This window comes from Pseudomonas sp. MS646 (assembly GCF_036693845.1).
Lineage (GTDB): Bacteria > Pseudomonadota > Gammaproteobacteria > Pseudomonadales > Pseudomonadaceae > Aquipseudomonas > Aquipseudomonas chlororaphis_E.
The window spans coordinates 559,010-579,286 of record NZ_CP144763.1 but is presented as its reverse complement, the minus strand read 5'-3'; the positions used below and the strand labels follow the sequence as shown (position 1 = coordinate 579,286).

Genomic DNA, 20,277 nt, shown 5'->3' with positions numbered 1-20,277 from the left:
ACTGGTTAGGAAGAACGCGGAATTTTATCACAGCCGCCGGACTTGGCCCGCGCCCAGGTCAAAACGCCGGCCAGGCCGATCGGCAGCCAGCTGATGAACCATTCGGCGCGTGGCGTTCCGGTGAGGCTCGAGGCATCGAATTGCATCGCCAGGAACGAGAACACCCACATGCCAAGCACGCCCCGGCCCAGCAGGCTGTCCCGGGTTCGCCAGGCTTCACGCAGCACGGCGAACCAGACGATGCACCACAACAGCAGCCCAGGCAAACCGAGCAGGATGGCGATATGACTGAACAGGTTATGGGCGTGATCGAATGTCATGCCGTTGCTGAGCACCCGGTAGTCCGCCCCCGCTCCCAGCCCACCCCATGGGTGTTCAGCGATCATGTGCAGGCTCGACATGAAGATCTCGGGCCGATAGGAAGCGCCGCGCGCCATCACCAGCGGCTCGAGCAGCCAGAAGGTGAACATTGCCAGCACCAGGGTTGCCGCCGCGATCACCCGGGCGCGCTGGTCACGGCAGTAGATCGGCATGGCCAGGACGCTGAGCAGCAACGCCAGCGCCGCACCACGGCTCTGGCTCATCACCACGAACACCCCGAGCAAAGCCAGGGCCACTACCCACAGCACCTGCAGCCCGATACGCCGAGGCACCCAGTGGAGCATCCAGACTGCCGTCAAACCGATCACGTAGCCGCCCAGGATCGGATGGGACAACTCCCCCAACCCTTCCAGACGGGTATTCCATGGATTGTGCTTGATACCGTAGAACTGGACGATGGCCATCAAGGCCGTCAGCGCAAGCCCCACGCCCCCCCATTGCATCAGACGCATCACTCGCTCAGGCCGGCCATCGGCAAGAATCGGGAAGAACAACAGGAACACCAGGATATAGAGCAACCGTTTGACTTCCCGCACCGGCTCCGCCGCCTCGGACCAAGCCAGGCTGATCAACGCCCAGGCCATCAATCCCAGCAATGCCGTGTACATCAGGCGCTGCGCGCGCCACACCTCCAACAACCGGTGACGGGCCGGCCAGGCGAAGACGATCGCCGGCAACCAGACGAACGCAACCAACCCCTGTTGATAGACTTTATTGGTCGGTGCCAGGGCTATCGCCAGCAAAAACCATAACAAGCCAAGGGCCAGCCATCCCTGAGCCCAACGTGTTGTGTGCATCTATCGCTCCTAAACGGTCCGCCGGCCAAACCGGCATGGTTAAAACGTGAACTTTTGGGCATCATGGCCCGCCACGGCACCGGTTCTATCAACAAGGTTTCCCTACGATGCAATCCTCACGGCTTCCCCAAGCCGCTTTGAATCAATTGATTGAAGGCGCCAGCATTCTGGAGGCCGACAGCTACGGCCCAAAAGTCTATCTGCTGCAGGATGGGAATATTCTCAAATTGTTCCGCCGCAAGCGGCTTTTTTCTTCGGCTCTTTTACGGCCGTATTCAACGCGATTCATCAATAACGCCGTGCGCCTGCAAAAACTCGGCGTGCCGACACTTCAGGTGCTGGCCTCCTACACTCTGGACAAGCCCGGCATGACGGCCGTGCTGTACCGACCCTTGCCGGGCAAAACCCTGCGGCAATTGTCGAACCAGGAAAATTTCAACTGGCAACAAGCGCTGCCGGCGCTGGTCGAGTTGATCCGCCGCCTGCACACCAGTGGCATCTACTTTCGCTCGCTGCACCTGGGCAACATCGTCGTGACGCCTGAAAACGAATGGGGATTGATCGACGTGGCTGACATGCGCTTCCTGCGCTCGCCGTTGCCTCGCTACCTGGCGCGGCGCAACTTGCAGCATTTCGCGCGTTATATTGCCCGAGAGAACCTGAACGGGAGCTTTCCAATGCAGGCATTGGAAAACGCCCTATTGGCCGCCTGAGATCAATTGCCGGGCCGTCTGGCTGAAACTCAGCCAGGCCTCCTCTGGCGCCAGGGCCTGGTATTGGGCCGCCGCGACCTTATCGACCGGAACCTGCGCAGCCCGGGTGATCGCCTCGCTCCACCCGCCCTCGTCGTTGATCGGCGCATACCAGCCGGTGTCGCCCAACTGCTCCCGGAAAACAGCCAGTTCGCTGGCCAAAACCGGCGTGCCGGCCAGCACCGCCTCCTGGAGAATCAGACCGAGGCCCTCGTCCAGGGACGGGATCAGCACCCAATCAAAGGCCTTGTAGAGCCTGGCGACGTCTTCCAGATGCCCGGTCAGCAAGACCTTGCCAGCCAGGTCCGGCTGGGCCATCCGCGCTTGTAGCGCAGGGCGCCGAGGACCTTCGCCAACAATGACCAGGCGCCAGTCCGGATGGTCAGCCGCCGCCCGGCCAAAGGCCTCGAGCAGGCTGGCGAACCCTTTGTTACTCACCAACCGCCCCACCGCACCGAACACCCGCCCACCGGTGCCAGGCAACCCCAGCCGGGCACGCGCCTCTTCGCGGGACAGGAGCGCGGACCGGAAGGCCGCCGGGTCGAAGGCGCTGCGCAGCGCCGTCACCGGGATGCCCAACGTTTGCTGGAGCGACGTCGCCAGGGTCTCGGAGACCGCCGCCAGGGTCAGGCGCGAAACCGGGAACCCGCGCAGCAGCTCCCGGGCCGCGATGCTCAGGCGCGTCGCACCGTGGAAGATCACCACCACACGGATCTGCGGCATGTCCTTGAGAACCGGCAACAGCGCCCGAGCCACGCCCACCCCGTCGAGCAACACCACCCGGGCATCGCTGTCGAGCAATGCCTGGCGGAAACGGCTGTGCATCAGGGGTTTGAACAGGCGCCAGATATGGCGGCCCTTGAGCCGCGCAGAGGTCAGCCTCCATTCACGCGCCGGGCCGACGTCGACCTGGCAGGCCGCTGCCGACCCCTGCAAGAGCCAGGTCTTGACAGGCATCGCCGGCTCCATTCGCGAAAGGATCTGATGATGAACCTTGTGTACCGAAGCGAACGGCGCGCCGCCCGCCCACATGACATTGATAATGCTCATCAAGCCGGAAACCCTTTATCACGGACCGGTATTCGAGCTTTGCAGCGTTCAGTAATTGATAAGCCAGCCAATGCAGACTCCGAGCAAGAGAACCAGGGACAGCTTGACTTGCTCGCGGCGCTGGCGATGTGCCTTGCATTGACGCTCCGCGGGCACTCCACGTGAACCCCGAATCCGGTGTGTAAAACAGCATCCCCTTCCAGCATGACCGCCGTCAAGTTCGGCTGCACATAGCGAAGTGGGCAGGCTTTTCGCCGACGAAGCCGGCAAAGGGGGCGCAACGCCGATCTTCCTTCCACCGCAGGTCCCGGCTGAAGAACAAGCCCGGCCATTGGAGCTGGCCGCAGATCGGCGAACAGCGAGACAAGCCGCCCATGGCTGGACGAGCGGGCCCCGAACCGGATGACAGAACGGGCACCCTCAAATGCCCAGCCGCAGGCGCCATTTTGCCAGCATGCTCAAGGGTGCACGAGGCCGCAGGGGCGGCTCCATTGTTTCAACGATTTTCTGGCCTATGCGGGCAAAACTGAACTGGTCCAGCGCCAACTGCTGGCCATTGCGCGCCACGCGTTGCGCCAACTCGGGATCGGCGCGCAGCCGGGCGAGCTTTTCCTGGAGCTGCGGGATGTCCTTGTACAAGACCACGTTGTGCATGTCTTGTAACCCCAGCGCGCGCGCCTCGTCGGCGCCCTGGTCAAAGGCCAGCAGCACGCAGCCACAGGCCATGGCCTCGAAGTTCTTGATCATGAACTCGCCCATGCCGACATCGGCACTGACGAAAAAGCGGATGCGATTGAGGGTCTCGCAGTACTCCTCGCCGGATTTGGTCCGGGTCACCACCAACGGCTCGACGCGTCCCAGCTCATCAAGCAGCGCCTTGCGGCCACTGTAGGCGACGCTGTTGGTGCTGCCGACGAAGGCCAGCTCGATATCCCGCTCCCGGCCCCGGTCCTGCAACAACGCCTGATCGTAGCCCTTGGGCACGAACACCGCGTCGAAGCCTTCGCCACGCAAGCGTTCGGCGACCATGAAGCCGGAACTGATCACCCGCACCCAGGGCAGTTGCCGGTAATGCGCACTGAACTTGCCGGTGTACTTGCACGGGATGTAGTTCTGGTAGGCGTCGTGTTCGAGGATCACCAGGTTAGGGATCGTGCGGATGAAGGCGACCTGGCGGATTTCCTGCTTGAAGCGCAGGAAAAACACGATCCGGTCATAGCGCGACACCTCCACGTGGTGGCGGAAGTATTTGCGCAGGTTGCGTTGCTCCTGGCTGTCGAGCCAGCGCAGGTCACACTCGCAATGAGCGGCCACGCCTTCGTAGAGTCGGTCCAGGATGGCCCGCTGCTCTTTCTGCACCAGAAATAGAACTTTCATCGTCTTCCTTGCGGCAGCGAACGACTTGATGGATGACCGGGGACACCGGCGCGCCATCGCGCACGGGCACCCCGCGTTGGGCCCTTACAGTCGCCAGAACAGTTCATGGCGACGCACAGCCTTGCGAAAGAATTCGTTCTCGCCATACACGGAGCCCTTGCGCCCCGCCAACAGGCGTTGGATGCCACGACGCAGGCGGCGCTTGAACGGCGCGCGTGGCTGCAGGTCATGCATCATGCCCAGCGCCATGGCCTTGTCGCGCTGGTCGGCCAGCGCCAACGGCAGGCTGACCGGTTCCATTGGCCCGGCTGACTCGAAACACGGCGGCAATGCAATGCCGCTACCGGCATCGCCCATGGGCCAGCGATCATTGTCATGCAGGTGATTGGCGTAGCCCAACACGGTGCCGGGCTGCCACTCCAGGCCTTCAAGGGCTTGCCGGACGGCATGATGGGCGCAGAGATGGTCGGGGTGGGGGTCCAGGGTCGGGTGCGGCAACACAATGACCTCGGGCCGCGCCATCAGCAACAACGCGCGCAAGTCGGCCAGCAGGTTGTTCCAGGTCGGTGCGCCGTCGGTATCGCCGGGCAGGACAACAGAGTTGAGCTGGCGCAACAGCCGCGTATCGCTCAGGTCTGCCTCACGAGACCCCTGGGGCTGGCTCGGCGCGGCCTGCATGGCCGCCAGTTGCAGGCAGAAGTAACCCAATTGCACGCAGTGCTCTTGCGGTACCCCGGCCCAGCGCGGCACGGCGATGCTATCCCAGGCCCGCAGGCGCCCCTTGAGCCGCGCCGCCTCGACACGGTCCAGCCCCATCTGCTGATAATGCTCGGCTTCGATTTCACCGGCGGTCAACGTCACGATCCAGGCTTCGTCGGCCCGGCTGTACAACCCATAGGCCGCCAGTTCCGCATCGTCGGCATGGGGGGCGATGACCATGACGCGCCGGTGCTGCAATTCAGGCGGCGTGAACGACCAGAGCGTCGGTTCGCCCAGCAAGCGGCAGAAACGCCCGCGCAGGCGCAACTCACCGCGGGAAAGCGCAGGGCCCTGCTCGCTGAGGTTCAGGTAGCGCAGGCCGTTGACGCCGCGCTCGAACGTTTGCCGATCCGGGCAGTCGCCGCCCGACAGTTCGACGACCGGGTCGAAAAACCGCCCCAGCCAAGCACTCTTGACCTGCAAGCCGAGGACCAGCGTCGCACCATCGTCCAGGATAACCCCGTCATCCAGCCGCAGCCGACCGGCGTTCAGGTGCACCTTCGGTTGCTGGGTGAACGGCGGGAAGTTGTACTGGTAGTCGTCCTTGGGCGAGTAGAACAGATGGTCGGCGAACCAGGCCTCATGGGCGACCCAGCCCAGCACCGCCAGCACCAGCGGCAGCCACCAGGCCACCAGCACGCCAAGCAGGACCAGCACCACCAGGGCAAGCAGCAACCCCACGCGCTTGTTGCGGCGGTGACGCTTGAGCAACTGCTGCTTGCGACTCATCGGTGGGTTCATACGGTAAAGACCGGCACAGGGTTGCACCAGCGATCCTTGTATTCGCGGTCCGCGCGGCCGAAGGAAAAACGCAACGGCTTGCCCGCGGCCCGGGCATGTTCCCAGGCACTTTGGGTGTTGAGGAAACTCAATACGCTGCCGGGGCTGAATTCACGGGTCTGCGGATCGACGCCACCGTTGATGTACTCGACGCTGATCCACTCGGGTGCTTCCACGCGGTACACCAGTTGAATGGCGATCGGCGCATCATTGAGGAAAATCACCGAACCGATCAGCCACTCGCGCAATAACTCGATCACCTCGCCCATGCGCTCGGCCCCGGTGGCCGCAAAGCCCCAGCGACGCAGGAACAGATCGCAATAGATCGAGGCCAGGTCCGCACTGGAAAACGCTTCGACAGGTCGTACCACACCGCCCGCCTCTTCCAGCAGACGCAGCTCACGGCGCTGGTTGTAGCGAAATTTCTTGGACAGCTCTTCCGGCGTGCGCGCCATGGCCAGCTGTTCCGACTGCAACTTCAAGCCACTGAAGCGGCCCTCATTGAGCGCCGACAAATAGCGCGCGCGATGGCGCAGGGGCGCCTGGGCATCAGGGGCCGCCGGCAGAATCAGCTCGGCGTTGCCCAGGTCGAACAGGCCCTTTTTGCCGTTGCGCTTGAGCACGTCCTTGGACAACGCCAGGTCTTGCCCCCAGGTCGCAATGGCCGCCTTGAGGTCGCCATCGTGTTCGTAGGCCAGGTAGCGCACGGCAATCCCGGCCAGGCCTGCCAGGCGTTCGACCACGAGTGGATGGGTGGCGACGCTGCCGCCGTAGCGGTGCCAGGCCTGGGCGTAGATCGACGCGTCTACAGCCGTCCAGCCGCGCTCGCGCCAGCCTTGGAATCGGTTGAGCATCAGGCCCTCGGCGCCAGTTCGATGACTTGAGGCAAGCGCCAGAAGGTGTCGCGTACGGCGCGGTCCGAAAAGCGTTCGCGCAAACGGTCGAACATCAACTCGGCACACTGGCGACGCTGGTGCTCGTCCATGGCCGCCAGGTGTTGCAGCCCCTGGGCCATGTGCTCGGCATCGCCCAACGGGAACAGGATGCCCACGCCTTCGACCACTTCCTTCGCGCCGCCGCACGCCGTGGCCAGCAGCGGAACGCCGGCGGCCATGGCTTCGAGCAGCACCATGCCGAATGGCTCATGGTCGGAACTCAGGGCAAACACATCGAACGCACGGAAATAACGCCGCGCCTCGGGCACCTGGCCAAGCAGCAGCACGCGGTCGGCAATGCCCAACTCCAGCGCCAGCGCCCGGAGGTCCTGCTCCAGGCGGCCCTTGCCGAGGATCGCCAACTGGCTGTTGGCCGGCAGATACGCCAGCGCGGCGGCAAAGCCACGCAGCAACGTAGCCTGGTCCTTGTCCGGGTGCAGGCGACCGACGTTGCCGACAATCCAGGCGTCCTTGTCCAGCCCCAGAGTCTGCCGCGCGTCATCCCGGGCAAGCAGGGCTGCCTGTGAGGCTTGAAGGTCGATGCGGTTGTAGAGGGTCTGGATCCGGGCCGCCGGCCATGCCGGCAAGCAGCGGCGCATGTCGTCACGCACCGCATCGGAAACCCCGAGCAGACTCAGGCGCTTGCGAAAAAGATGGGCGAACAGCCGGCGCGTACGCCGCTGGTAGTCACCAAAGGCGTGGTGCACGCCGATCACCGGCAGGCGGGTGCCCAGTAGGGCGATGTAAATGGGTTTGAAGCGATGGGCAATGCAGAAACTGAAATTGCGCGACGCGGCGATCTTGCGCAGGTCGGCGATGGCGCCCAGCTTCAGGCCGCGAACAGCGCTGGAGCTGTACTCCATGAACAGCACCTCGTCCGAGGCGCAACCGGCGGCGACCTGTGCATCCGCCGCCCCCGTCAGAAACACCGTGGTCACGCGATAGCCGGTGCCGGCGAACAAGCTGGCGTATTGACGGGCACAGTCGAGGAACGGCCCGTCATAGCCGTGGCAGAACTGCAGCACATGTCGCTCAGCCGAGCGTGTCATAAGCGTCCACGCCGTCTTTGACCACCAGAATGTCTTCCATGATCAGGTACTGCAGGTCGGAACCATAAAACATGTTCAACGCATCGGTCGGCGAGCAAATCATCGGCTCTCCACGACGGTTGAGCGAGGTGTTCAGGGACACGCCGTTGCCGGTCAGCACTTCCAGGGCCTTCATCATGTCGTAGTAGCGCGGGTTGTATTCGCGCTTGAGCACCTGGGCCCGGGAAGTGCCGTCTTCATGGACGACTTCCGGCACGCGGGTTTTCCATTCCTCGGCCACTTCGAACGTGAAGGTCATGAACGGCGCCGGGTGGTCGACCTTGATCATCTGCGGTGCAACGGTGTCGAGCATCGACGGGCAGAAAGGCCTCCAGCGCTCGCGGAACTTGATCTGCTCGTTGATCCGGTCGGCCACGCCGCTGGCGCTTGGGCAACCGATGATCGAACGACCGCCCAAGGCCCGTGGACCGAACTCCATGCGCCCCTGGAACCAGGCCACCGGGTTGCCGTCGACCATGATCTTGGCGATGCGCTCCGGGGTGTTGTCGATCTTGCGCCATGTCGGCTTGCTCGGATGACGAGCGCACGCGGCGATCACGTCTTCGTTGCTGTAGGCCGGGCCGAGGTAGACGTGTTCCATCTTCTCCACCGGCACGCCACGGGCATGGGACACGTAGGCCGCCGCGCCCACCGCGGTGCCGGCGTCGCCGGAAGCCGGTTGCACGAACAGTTCCTTGACGTCGTCGCGGGCGATGATCTTCTGGTTGAGCTTGACGTTCAGCGCGCAGCCGCCAGCGAACGCCAGCTTGCCGGTTTCCTTGAGCACGTCGCCCAAGTAGTGGTCGATCATCTGCAGCGCGAGCTTCTCGAACAGCGCCTGCATGCTGGCAGCGTAGTGAATATATGGCTCGTCGGCGATGTCGCCTTCACGTTTCGGGCCGAGCCATTCGATCAGCTTCGGCGAGAAGTAGAAGCCCTTGCCCTTCTCTTTATAGCGGCGCAGGCCGATCACGTTGGCGTAGTCGGTGTTGATCACCAGCTCGCCGTTCTCGAACGAGGCCAGGCGCGAGAAATCGTACTTGGTGGCGTCGCCATACGGCGCCATGCCCATGACCTTGAACTCACCGTCGAGCATTTCAAAGCCCAGGAATTCGGTGATCGCGCCATACAGGCCGCCGAGGGAATCCGGGTCGTAGAATTCCTTGATCTTGTGGATCTTGCCGTTTTCGCCGTAGCCAAAGAACGTGGTTGCGTATTCGCCTTTGCCGTCGATGCCCAGGATCGCGGTTTTTTCCTGGAAACCCGAGCAGTGATAGGCGCTGGAAGCGTGGGCCAGGTGGTGCTCGACCGGCTCGATCTTGATCTTTTTCGGATCGAAGCCCAGTTGCTCCAGGCACCAGACGATCTTGCGGCGATAGCGCTTGTAGCGACGGTTACCCATCAAGATCGCGTCGAGGGCACGGTCCGGGGCGTACCAGTAGCGTTTGGCGTAGTGCCAGCGCGCTTCGCCGAACAGGCTGATCGGGGCGAAGGGGATCGCCACCACATCGACGTCGGACGGTTTGATACCGGCCTGTTCCAGACAGAACTTCGCCGACTCGTAGGGCATGCGGTTCTTTGCATGTTTATCGCGTACGAAGCGCTCTTCCTCGGCCGCCGCGATCAGCTTGCCGTCGATGTACAGCGCTGCGGAAGGATCATGGCTAAGGGCGCCGGACAGGCCAAGAATCGTCAATGCCACAGGGTCTAGCCTCTTTTCTGCATACGGGCGACAAGCGCCGCGAAAAATGAATGTGCCGCTCGCCGGGGCGTAGGGCAGCTAAAGGGCGGGATTATAGCGTAAAAGCGCGGGTAAGCCTCTAGCGGTGAATGGCAGGCGTCCATCCAGCCTATTGAGCTGGCTAAGCGTCGCATCCGTGGCGAGGGAGCTTGCTCCCGCTCGGCTGCGCAGCAGTCGTAGAGTCTGCCCAGTTTTTTCTGGCGCACCGTGCCGACTGGCTTTGGGGCTGCTGCGCAACCCAGCGGGAGCAAGCTCCCTCGCCACGGGTTCGCCGACTGGTTCATTGGTTTACAGAACGGGCGAGCTGCTATCGATCGTCTGCGGCAACCGCTGGTCGATCAGCCGATGCAACGCACTGTCCTGCGGCCAATTGCGCATGAAGCGGGCGCGGTCGCGGGCGTAGGCCTGGGCGAAGCTGGCGTGGGTGCGGTGCTGGCACATCGAGTCGAGGTCGATCAGGGCCCAGCGGTCGTGCTGCCAGAACAGGTTATGCCCCTTGAGGTCACCGTGGCTGATGCGCTCGCGGATCAGGCTGGCGAACAACTGGTCCAGCGCCAGCAGCTCGGGCTCGGGCGCGTCGCCGTTGTCGATGTACGGCGCGAAGCGTTCGATGATGTCTGGCCCCGACAGGTGCTCGGTCACCAGGTAAGCGCCCCGGCGCAGCCACAGGAAACGCTTCTCCAGCAATGCCAGGGGCTTGGGCGTGGCGATGCCGAGGAACGCCAGTCGATGGCCTTCGCGCCAGGAATGCCAGGCCCGGCTGGGGCGCCAGAAGCGCTTGAGCCAATGGGCCAGGTTCTTGATGTTGTAGCGCTTGATCACCAGGACCCGGCCATCCACTTCGACCTTGCCGACGCTCGCCGCCCCACCGGTCTTGTACAGGTGGCCCTGGTCAAGCAAGGCGTCCGCACGCTCCAACACCGGCAGCATCGCCGCCTCTTCGTCTCGCCGGATCGCCCGCAGGCCGAAGGGCCCGCGTTGCACACTGAACAGGCTGCATTCGCGCCCGACCTTGTCCAGGAAGTCTTTCAGGCGCCAGGCCTGCACCTTGTCGATCTGTTTTTGCAGCGCTTCCATGGGCAGCGCGTGTTCGGCGTTGCCCAGCAGGTAATGCACCAACAGCTCTTCGGTGAACGGTTCGAGGGACTTGGGCAACTGGGCGAAGAACACCCCCAGGTTCTCCAGCACTTTTTGCCGAGACAACGGCTGCCCGGGGGTTTCGGCACGGATGCCGGCGCCATCGATCAGGTAGAGCTGGCCGCCGTGGCGCAGCAGGTTGTCCAGGTGCAGGTCTTCCTGCCACAGCCCTTTGCCGTGCAGTTGCGCAATCGCACCCAGGGCCTCGGCCAGGACCGTCGCCTGTTCGTCGGCCAGCAAGGGCAGTGGCTCGACCTGTTTCCAGGCGTCCCCCAGGCTCTCGGCGTCTTCGAGCAATTCGAACAGCAGCCAGCCGCCCTCGCCGTCCTTCAGGCCATCGGCCAACAACAACGGCGTCGTCAACCCCTGCTCGGCCAACAAGCGCACGCCTTGCAGTTCCCGCTGGAAGTGCCGGGGCGCCTTGCTGCCCACCAGCAGCTTGGCCAGCACCGGCCGACCGCGCCAGATACCGGCGCCGACGTAGCGCTGCCCCGGCAGCACCCGCAACAACGACAGCAACTGCAATTGCGCCGGGCCGGCGGCATCGGCCAGTTCCAGGCTCAAAGGCAGGGCTGGGCGGCGACCGGCGCTCTTCAATTCGGACAACTGCATCAGCGGGTTTCCTTGTGGCTGCGCCGGGCGGTCAGGCGGGTCAACCAATTGTCCACCAGCGCGGCGTCCTGGGGCTGATCCAGGTAAGTGGACAGCAACTGGCGAACTTCGCCTTCATTCCAGACGGACGCGCGCCGCAGCAAAGGTTCGAGGTCCTTGACCCGATCGCGCAGGCCAAACAGCAGCGGCCGGGTCTTTTCCAGGTCGATCAGTTGCGCCTGATAGCCGCTGGCGGTGGCTTGCAGGAAGATGTGCTTGGGGTAGAAGCAGCCATGCACCTGGCGCATGCCGTGCAGGCGCCGCGCCAATTGGCCGCAAGCCTGCAGGATGGTGGTGCGCTGCGCTGCCGTGAGGCTCGGCCAGCGTTGCAAGAGAGAATCCAGGTCATCCCAGCCGTCCAGGGCCCGCGTCAGCAGGATCGCCCGCACTTGGCCGTCAACCTTGCGCTGACCGTAGAACACCGCCTGCAACGCCGGGATTCCCAACTCGCGATAACGACTGATGTTGCGAAACTCCCGGGAGAAACTCGGCTCGCCAAACGGGTGCGACAGCGTGCGCGTCAGGTAGTTGTTCTGACGCTTGAGGTAATACCCCTGGCCCTCCAGGTCCAGCCGGAACACGCTGCTCCAGCCCTCGCCCGAGGTGTTGGGTTCGTCCACCGCGTCCAGTTGCCGCGCCCAAAGCGCATCAAAGCTGTCCAGGCCGTGACGCTGCAGCAGCGCACGGTCTTCAGCGGCCAGGAAATCAGTCATTCACGCCCCTCGAAAAATCTCACCACGTGACGAATGCGCTTCTTGTCGCACGCGTCGAGCCGGTCACGCTGGCGGTACTGCAGGTAAAAGCGCAGCCGCTGGGTCGCCGACAGATGATACTTGGCCACTTTGTCCAGGCAGGCCAGGTCCTTGGTGATACGGTACTTGAGCCAGAAGCCGCGCCAGAAATCGCCGTTCGGACAGTCGATCAGGAACAGCCGCGAGCGGTCATCGATCAGCAGGTTGCGCCACTTCAGGTCGTTGTGGGTAAAGCGATGATCGTGCATGGTCCGCGTATAGGCGGCCAGTTGCCGGCTCACGCCGTCGACCCAGGCACGGTCGCCCAGCCGCGGATCATGCCGCTCGGCCAGCGCCGAGAGGTCCTCGGTGTGGGGCAGTTCGCGGGTAATCATCGCACCGCGGGCGTAAGTGGCGCCATGTCGCTCCAGGCCCCAGCCCACGATTTCGGCGGTGGGAATCCCCCACTTGGCGAAACGCTTGAGGTTCTGCCATTCGGACTTGACCCGTGGCTTGCCCAGGTAACGACGCAAGCCCTTGCCAGCCCCGACGTAGCGCTTGACGTAATAGTTCACGCCATTGCGTTGCACCCGGATCACTTCCGACAGCGGGTCGCGGGTCAGCCGCTCCCCTTGCAAGGCAAACACCGCGTCGAGGCTGCCGAAGTCCTGCGCCAGCTCGGCATAGGAAGGTTCCAGTTTCCAACCCGACATCAGAGCGCGTCCCCATACCGCTGCTTACGGGCATAGAGCTTGTTGGCCTTGCCTTCGAGCCAGCTCAGCAGGGCCGCCTCCTGCGTGAGGATCTCGCGCAGTGGCTGCTGGAAATAGCCCTTGAGAAAGCGCAGCTTGTCGCGGCGGGTCAGGCCGATGTCCAGCGCCGAGAAATACAGCGCGGCCAGGTCCTTGTTGCGCCAGCGTCGGGTGATCGCCGCGCGGGTCTGGGCACGGTGCAGGTCGATTACCGAGAGTTTGAAGTCCTGGGCGGTCACCGGCTTGTCGGTGTGCAACAGGAAGTGGCAGATGTAGCAGTCCCGGTGGTTGACCCCGGCGCGGTGCATCATGCCGGTCATGCGCGCCACTTCGGCAATCAGGGCACGCTTGAGGGCCGGTTGCGGCGGCTGCTTGACCCAGTCGATGCTGAAATCTTCGAGGCTGATGGTCGGCGCCAGTTCTTCGGTGACGATGAACGAGTGCTGGTCAGCCGGGTTGCGGCCCTTCTCGCCGTAGGCGACGGCCGTCATGGTCGGTACGCCGACTTCCTGCAGGCGCTGGATCGCGGCCCACTCCTGCCCCGCACCGAGCACTGGCAACTTGGCGGTGAGCAGGTTCTTGAAGATCTCGCCCCAGCCAATGCCACGGTGGATCTTGACGAAAAAACCGTGGCCGTCCACCTCCGTGCGCAAGGTGCGCCGGGCTTCGAGTTCACGATAGACCTCGCCCTGGAGCGCCTCGACTTCGACGAACGCATCGCGCCCGGCCCACAGGCGCTTGAACGGTTCGGCCAGCATCAGTTTCATTGCGCTTGCTCCGCCAATATCACATCGGCCGCGTGCTGCGGCATGCTGTAGAGGTCAGCCGTCTCGGCGAAGGCCAGGCCATTGCGGCTCCACGCCGCCCGGGCGTCGGCATCGCTGAGCATACGCCCCAGGTATTCGGTGAGCTGCGCCTGTTCGAACGGCTCGTCCAGCACCAGGCCGCTGTCGGCCTCGGCGATGTAATGGGCGTACCCGCACACCGCGCTGACCAGCACCGGCAACCCGGCCACCAACGCTTCGAGCAGCACGGTACCGGTGTTTTCGTTGTACGCAGGATGGATCAACAGGTCGGCCCCGAGCAGGAAACGCGGGATGTCGCTACGGCCCTTGAGGAACCGTACGTTGTCACCGAGCCCCAGCGCGGCACTCTGCAATTGAAATACCTTGGGGTCGTCCTGGCCGATTACAAACAGCCGGGTCCGTTTTCTCAACTCGGCAGGCAACGCGGCCAGGGCCTTGAGGCTGCGGTCCACGCCCTTGGTCTTGAATCCGGAACCGATCTGCACCAGCAGCAGCTCATCATCGGCCAACTCGAACTCGGCCCTGAACGCGGCGCGGATCTCATCGGCATCGGCGGGCCGGCGGCGGTCCTGGGCGATGCCCGGCGGCAGCAAGTGGAAGCGCTCCAATGGCGTGCCGTAGTGCTTGATGAACAACGGCTGCTGGACTTCGGAGATCATCAGCACTTCGGTCCTGGCGTCCCTGGCGAACACCGCCCGTTCGTATTCGGCGAAATGCCGGTAACGGCCCCAACGCCGATACAGGGAATTGCGCAGGTTCTGCGCCTTGTCTTCGAAGCAGCCATCGGCGGCGTAATACACGTCCAGGCCGGGCATCTTGTTGAAACCGATCAAGCGGTCCACCGGGCGCTTGGCCAGGTCGGCCTCCATCCACGCACTGAGTTTTTCGTTGCGCCGGTGGTTGAACAACGCCTTGACCGGCGCCACCAGCACTTCGAAACCCGGCGGGACGTCGCCTTCCCAGATCAGCGTGTAGACGCGGATCTGGTGACCTCGCCGCTGGCATTCCAGGGCGATGCGCATGAAGTCACGCTGCAAGCCTCCGAACGGGAAATACTTGTAAAGGACAAAAGCCAATTGCATCAGCGCGGCTCCTCAGCCAATAACGTGCTCAGGTGGCTGGCCACACGCTCGGGGTTCAGACGCGTGAAGCACAGGGGCTGCTCGCGTTTCAGGTCAAACCGACGGGCATCTTCGGCGGTCGGCGGGTAAGTGCACTGCTTCTGCATGCAGGGTGCACAGGGAAAATCGCTGGCGAGGTGAACCTGGCCCTTGCCATAGGCACCGGTCAGAATCGGGTTGGTGGGGCCCAGCAGCGAAATCGTCGGCACGTCCAGGGCCGCAGCCAGGTGCCCGAGACCGGTGTCCACTGCCACGCAGGCCTGGGCGCCGGCAAGCACCTTGCCCATGCCACCCAGGTTCAGCTTCGGCAACACTTCGACATTGCGCAGGCCCTTGGCGATACGCTCGGCCCGGGCCTTCTCCAACGGGTTGCCCCACGGCAGCTTCACCACCACGCCGAACTGCCCCATGCGCTCGGTGAGCTGGCGCCAATACAGCTCGGGCCAGTGCTTGGATTCCCAGGTCGTGCCGTGCAGGAACACCACATAAGGGTACTTGCGCGGCAATTCAACCAGGCGATCGACATTCAGGCCGTAGCTGCCCTGGGTCCGGGGCAAATCATACCCCAGCGCCACGGCGAACAACTGGCGCACGCGCTCCACCGCATGCTGACCGCGGGCCACCGCCAGGCGGCGATCGTAGAAGCGCGCGGCGATGGGCTCGCGGGCCGAATCCTTGTCCAGGCCGGCGACCGGCGCCTTGACGTAACGGGTCAGCCAGGCACTTTTCAACAGGCCCTGGGCGTCGATGACCAGGTCGTACTTTTCGGCGCGCAGGCTCTGCTTGAAGCGTCGCCACTCGCCGCTCTTGATCGTTTGCCAGAGGTTCTTGCGCCAGCGACGGATCGCCACCGCGATGACCTTGCCCACGGCCGGGTGCCAGGTCGGGATCTCGGCGAAGCCTTCTTCCACCACCCAATCGAACTTGATCCCGGGGATCGCCCGCGCCGCATCGGTCAGGGCTGGCAACGTGTGGACCACATCCCCCAGCGAGGAGGTCTTGATCAGCAATACCCGCAAGTTACTCGACCTCCACGGGTGTGCCCTGCAAACGCTCCAGGGCCTCGTTCACCGACTGCGGCATGAGCTGGCGCAGGCAGTTGTAGTGCCCGAAGCGGCAGGTGCGGTCAAAGCATGGGCTGCATTCCAGGCCCAGGCGCACGATTTCGACCTGGTCGGCCAGCGGCGGGGTGAAGCCCGGCGAGGTGGAGCCGTAGACCGCCACCAACGGGCGATTCAAGGCCGCGGCCACGTGCATCAGGCCGGAGTCGTTGGAGACCACCGAATCGGCACAGGACAGCAGGTCGATGGCTTCGGCCAGGGACGTGTCGCCGCTGAGGTTCACCGACTCTTCGCGCAGCCCCGGGATCAGCCGCGAACGGATGTCCTCGCCCACCGGATGATCCTTTTTCGAGCCGAACAGCCAGACCTGCCAGCCTTCCCGAATCTTCGCCTCGGCGACCTGGGCGTAGTGCTCGGCCGGCCAACGCTTGGATTCACCGAATTCGGCGCCCGGACACAGGGCCAGCACCGGGCGGTCCAGGCTCAGGCCGAACTTGGCCAGGGCTTGCGCGCGACTCACCGGGTCAATGGCCAGGCTGGGGCGCGGATACGGCGTGGGCAACTCGGCCCCGCGCTCGTAGGCCAGGGCCATGAAGCGCTCGATCATCAGCGGATAACGCTCTTTGTCCAGCGTGCGCACGTCATTGAGCAAGCCGTAGCGGAACTCGCCGCGCCAGCCGGTGCGCTTGGGGATGCCGGCAAAGAATGGCACCAGCGCCGACTTCAGCGAGTTGGGCAGCAGGATCGCCTGGTCGTACTGACCGGCCAGGGACTTGCCGATGCGCCGCCGGGTCGCCAGCTCCAGCGCGCCGTGGCCGAGCGGGAAGCTCAAGGCCTTGCGTACCTGTGGCATGCGCTCCAGGATCGGCCGACTCCACTCGGGGGCCAGGACGTCGATTTCGCACTGCGGGTGGCGCTGCTTCAGGCACTGGAACAGTGTCTGCGCCATCACCATGTCACCGACCCAACTGGGCCCAACGATCAGAATATTCATGTGGTTTCCAAAAACGCTACGGGGAGGCCTACGCCTCCCCGCCTAAAGACACTGCAATCCACTGTGGGAGCGGGCTTGCTCGCGAAAGGGCCGGCACATCCAACATCTATTTTGCCTGACACTGCGCTTTCGCGAGCAAGCCCGCTCCCACAAGGGGTCTTCATTCGCCTCAAGTGCGGTGAAGCACCGCCAATCCAACTGTGGGAGCGGGCTTGCCCGCGAAGAGGCTGGCACATGCAGCCTCTACTTCGCCTGACACTCCGCCTTCGCGAGCAAGCCCGCTCCCACATCAATCAGTACTCAATTCAACCCCAACGTCCGCCAGATCCGCAGCACCTGCCGGCGTTCATCCACGAACTGGTCGCCTGCAATCACCCCGGCCTCTTTCTGCAGGGCCTGGCGGTGGGCGGCGGAGCGGTAGGCTTTGTAGGCCTCGCGCAACAAGGTGGCGTCTTCGGCCGGCATCAACCCGACCTCCTGCAACCCTTCCAGAATGCGGATGTTATCGGTGTAGCGCAGCAACGACGGGTGTTCCTCGGACCACGCCAGGGCCGCGTATTGCACCATAAATTCAATATCGACGATACCTCCGGCGTCCTGCTTGAGGTCGAACGGCGCCGTGGCCTCGAAGGCATTTGCCGCGGTTCCGGCAGCGGTGGCCTTGCTGCCAAGGTTATCGCGCATCTTGGCGCGCATCTCGCTGACCTCCTGGCGCAGCATCGACAAGTCACGCTTGCGCCCCAGGACCTGGGCGCGGACATTTTCAAATGCCAGGCCCACGTCCTGACTGCCCACCAGCACCCGGGCCCGCACCAGTGCCTGATGCTCCCATGTCCAGGCTTCATTTTCCTGATAACGGGCAAACGCCCCGAGGGAGCTGACCAGTAACCCCGACGCCCCGGACGGACGCAGGCGCATGTCCACTTCATAGAGCTGCCCGGAGTTGGTCTGGGCCGTCAGCAAGTGAATGATCCGCTGGCCAAGCCGGGTGAAGAACTGGGCGCCATCGATCGGCTTCGGCCCGTCGGTTTCGGCCTGCGGATCGCCGTCATGGATGAAGACCAGGTCCAGGTCGGAACCATGCCCCAATTCAAGGCCGCCGACTTTCCCATAACCGACAATGATGAAGCCCGGATCGCACAAGCTGCCGTCGGTGCGCAACGGCATGCCATGCTTGGCGGTCGTCTGGCGCCAGGCCAGGGCCAGCACTTGTTCGAGAATCGCCTCGGCCAGCCAGGTCAGGTAGTCGCTGACTTTCATCAGCGGCAGGCTGCCGGCGATTTCCGATGCAGCCACCCGCAGGCGGTGCGCCAGCTTGAAATGCCGCAGCGCCTCCATCTGCTGTTCAAGATCATCCTCGGGAATTCGTGTCAGGCGCTCGCGCAACTCGGCGGCCAGCTCCGGCGCCAGCGGCGGCTTGAACAAGCGCCCCTCGTTGAGCAGCTCATCGAGTAATAAAGGAAAACGCGTGATCTGCTCGGCGATCCACGGGCTCGCCGCGCACAAGGTCAGCAAGCGCCGCAGGGCGCCGGGGTTTTCCGTCAACAGCACCAGGTAAGCCGAGCGGCGCGCCACCGCTTCGACCAGCGGCAATACGCGCTCCAGCACCAGGTCCGGGTTGGCATGCTCCACCGCCTGGGCCAGCAAGCGCGGAATGAAGGCGTCCAGACGCTCGCGCCCCAGGCGTTGCATCGCTCGCAATTGCGGGCTGCCGCGCAAGACAGCCAGGGCCTTGAGGGCCTTGGCCGCATCGCTGAAACCGCCCGCCTCCAACTGGCGGCAGGCCGCCTCCTCATCCTGGCTGTCTTCCCACAACGGCAGCCATTCGCCGCCCACCACCACTTCGCTCTCACTGCCCTCGTCTTCGTCGGGGTCAGCAATGACCTGGCCGAAGTGCCAGGCCACCCGCTCGCGCCAATACATCAACCGCTCATGGAACGCCGGCCAGTGCGCAAACCCCAGCATGAAGGCAATCCGCGCCTGGTCCTGCGGGCTGTCCGGCAGCATCTGGGTCTGGCGATCGCCGATGGCCTGGATCGCGTGCTCGGTATAACGCAGGAATTCATAACCCTGGCGCAGTTCGTCGACCACCTTGGTCGGCAGATACCCCTGGCCTTCGAGAGTGCCCAGCACTTTGAGCAGCGGGCGCTGCTGCAGGCTCAGGTCGCGACCGCCGTGGATCAGCTGGAACGCCTGGGCGATGAACTCCACCTCGCGAATCCCGCCCGACCCGAGCTTGATGTTGTCGGCCATGCCCTTGCGCCGCACTTCCTGCTGGATCAGCTGCTTCATGGTGCGCAGCGCTTCGATGGCGGAAAAGTCCAGGTAACGGCGATAAACGAACGGACGCAGCATGTCGAGCAACTGCGCACCGGCCACCTGGTCACCCGCGACCACGCGCGCCTTGATCATGGCGTAGCGTTCCCAGTCGCGCCCCTGGTCCTGGTAATACTGCTCCAGGGCATTGAAGCTCAGCACCAGTGCGCCGGCCGAACCATAAGGACGCAGGCGCATGTCCACGCGGAACACGAAACCGTCGACGGTGATCGGGTCCAGGGCCTTGATCAGGCGCTGGCCGACCCGGATGAAGAACTCCTGGTTATCCAGCGGCCGCTTGACGCCGACGGTTTCGCCCCCCTCCGGGTAGGCAAAGATAAGGTCGATGTCCGACGACAGGTTCAGCTCCACCGCCCCCAGCTTGCCCATGCCGAGAATGACCATCTGCTGCGGCTCGCCGCTGCGCCGCCCGGTGGGGGTGCCGAACTGCTGGGCGAGGCGCTGGTACAACCAATGGTAGGCCTCGTCGATGCAGGTATCGGCCATGTCGGAGAGATCGCGGCAGGTTTGCACCAGGTCGGCCTGGCGGGTCAGGTCGCGCCAGATGATCCGCACCTGCTGGCGCGTGCGCTGGCGACGCAGGACGCGGCCCAGTTCGTCTTCGGTCTCGGCAGCCTGGACCGCGGCACCAATCTGCGCACGCATCTCGCCGGGGGCGAAGCCGCGGTCCAGCTCGCCGCTGCGCACCAGCGCCAACAGCATCGCCGGGTCACGCACACTTTGCTCGATGACAAAGTCACTGGCGGCAGCGACGCGCCGGAATGCCTCCCAGTGCTGCGGCGTCCAGCTCGACAGGCCGTGGTCGTCGTCGAGCGAAGCGACCGCCGCACGGAACGACTCCTCGGCCCGACTGACCAATGACTGGAGAATGACCGGTACTTCGGCAAGCGAGGGCAGGCTCATGGTCTATCCTTGATCGGCGCGGGGAAGGCTGGATGTAGTGTTTTTTCAAAAACCACTACCTGATCGACTGTCGAACAAAGATGATAAATAGCTGAAAATCTGATTTTATTGGCAGCCGACATCA

16 protein-coding genes and 1 pseudogene are annotated in these 20,277 nt (G+C 64.0%); 1 reads left to right on the top strand and 16 read right to left on the bottom strand.

Annotated features, from left to right (window positions below):
• Positions 1–5: 5 nt before the first annotated feature.
• The gene (locus tag V3H56_RS02475) at positions 6–1,178 is read right to left on the bottom strand and encodes an O-antigen ligase family protein (protein ID WP_042731091.1); all 1,173 of its coding nucleotides are present in this window, start codon (positions 1,176–1,178) and stop codon (positions 6–8) included.
• A 107-nt stretch (positions 1,179–1,285) separates the two neighbouring features.
• On the opposite strand from V3H56_RS02475, the gene V3H56_RS02470 reads away from it, so the two are divergent.
• Positions 1,286–1,891 carry a toluene tolerance protein gene (locus V3H56_RS02470; protein ID WP_042731092.1) on the top strand — a complete coding sequence of 202 codons (606 nt, stop codon included), beginning with the start codon at positions 1,286–1,288 and terminating at the stop codon, positions 1,889–1,891.
• On the opposite strand, the gene V3H56_RS02465 is transcribed toward V3H56_RS02470, so the two are convergent.
• The 15 genes and pseudogenes from V3H56_RS02465 to glnE form a co-directional block, all read right to left on the bottom strand.
• The gene (locus V3H56_RS02465) at positions 1,877–2,980 is read right to left on the bottom strand and encodes a glycosyltransferase (RefSeq protein WP_042731093.1); all 1,104 of its coding nucleotides are present in this window, start codon (positions 2,978–2,980) and stop codon (positions 1,877–1,879) included. The genes V3H56_RS02470 and V3H56_RS02465 overlap by 15 nt on opposite strands.
• Before the next feature lie 48 nt (positions 2,981–3,028).
• Positions 3,029–3,272 (bottom strand): annotated as a pseudogene (locus V3H56_RS02460) (glycosyltransferase family 2 protein); the annotation flags it as partial.
• A 128-nt stretch (positions 3,273–3,400) separates the two neighbouring features.
• The gene (locus V3H56_RS02455; protein ID WP_042731094.1) at positions 3,401–4,357 is read right to left on the bottom strand and encodes a glycosyltransferase; all 957 of its coding nucleotides are present in this window, start codon (positions 4,355–4,357) and stop codon (positions 3,401–3,403) included.
• Between the two features lie 84 nt (positions 4,358–4,441).
• On the bottom strand, positions 4,442–5,845 hold the full coding sequence (locus V3H56_RS02450) for a PIG-L family deacetylase (protein WP_338474182.1): 1,404 nt from the start codon (positions 5,843–5,845) through the stop codon (positions 4,442–4,444).
• A gap of 8 nt (positions 5,846–5,853) precedes the next feature.
• Positions 5,854–6,750, bottom strand: coding sequence for an antimicrobial resistance protein Mig-14 (locus V3H56_RS02445; protein WP_042731095.1), 897 nt, complete (start codon positions 6,748–6,750; stop codon positions 5,854–5,856).
• Positions 6,750–7,880: a glycosyltransferase gene (locus tag V3H56_RS02440; RefSeq protein WP_047736081.1), complete on the bottom strand. Its 1,131-nt coding sequence runs from the start codon at positions 7,878–7,880 to the stop codon at positions 6,750–6,752. The genes V3H56_RS02445 and V3H56_RS02440 overlap by 1 nt, the downstream gene beginning before the upstream one ends.
• Entirely contained in the window at positions 7,864–9,621 is a 1,758-nt protein-coding gene (locus V3H56_RS02435; RefSeq protein ID WP_047736082.1) for a carbamoyltransferase, read from the bottom strand. Before V3H56_RS02435 ends, V3H56_RS02440 begins: the two co-directional genes overlap by 17 nt.
• Before the next feature lie 327 nt (positions 9,622–9,948).
• A complete protein-coding gene (locus V3H56_RS02430; RefSeq protein ID WP_338474181.1) occupies positions 9,949–11,409 on the bottom strand; it encodes a lipopolysaccharide kinase InaA family protein in 1,461 nt (486 codons plus the stop codon).
• On the bottom strand, positions 11,409–12,161 hold the full coding sequence (locus tag V3H56_RS02425) for a lipopolysaccharide kinase InaA family protein (protein ID WP_042731226.1): 753 nt from the start codon (positions 12,159–12,161) through the stop codon (positions 11,409–11,411). Before V3H56_RS02425 ends, V3H56_RS02430 begins: the two co-directional genes overlap by 1 nt.
• Entirely contained in the window at positions 12,158–12,892 is a 735-nt protein-coding gene (locus V3H56_RS02420) for a lipopolysaccharide kinase InaA family protein (protein WP_042731225.1), read from the bottom strand. Before V3H56_RS02420 ends, V3H56_RS02425 begins: the two co-directional genes overlap by 4 nt.
• Positions 12,892–13,698 carry a lipopolysaccharide core heptose(I) kinase RfaP gene (rfaP, locus tag V3H56_RS02415; RefSeq protein WP_042731224.1) on the bottom strand — a complete coding sequence of 269 codons (807 nt, stop codon included), beginning with the start codon at positions 13,696–13,698 and terminating at the stop codon, positions 12,892–12,894. Before rfaP ends, V3H56_RS02420 begins: the two co-directional genes overlap by 1 nt.
• Positions 13,695–14,819: a glycosyltransferase family 4 protein gene (locus tag V3H56_RS02410; RefSeq protein ID WP_042731223.1), complete on the bottom strand. Its 1,125-nt coding sequence runs from the start codon at positions 14,817–14,819 to the stop codon at positions 13,695–13,697. The genes rfaP and V3H56_RS02410 overlap by 4 nt, the downstream gene beginning before the upstream one ends.
• Positions 14,819–15,877 carry a lipopolysaccharide heptosyltransferase I gene (gene waaC, locus V3H56_RS02405; RefSeq protein WP_042731222.1) on the bottom strand — a complete coding sequence of 353 codons (1,059 nt, stop codon included), beginning with the start codon at positions 15,875–15,877 and terminating at the stop codon, positions 14,819–14,821. Before waaC ends, V3H56_RS02410 begins: the two co-directional genes overlap by 1 nt.
• Before the next feature lies 1 nt (position 15,878).
• A complete protein-coding gene (gene waaF, locus V3H56_RS02400; RefSeq protein WP_042731221.1) occupies positions 15,879–16,913 on the bottom strand; it encodes a lipopolysaccharide heptosyltransferase II in 1,035 nt (344 codons plus the stop codon).
• A 300-nt stretch (positions 16,914–17,213) separates the two neighbouring features.
• The gene (glnE, locus tag V3H56_RS02395) at positions 17,214–20,153 is read right to left on the bottom strand and encodes a bifunctional [glutamate--ammonia ligase]-adenylyl-L-tyrosine phosphorylase/[glutamate--ammonia-ligase] adenylyltransferase (protein WP_338474180.1); all 2,940 of its coding nucleotides are present in this window, start codon (positions 20,151–20,153) and stop codon (positions 17,214–17,216) included.
• Positions 20,154–20,277: the final 124 nt, after the last annotated feature.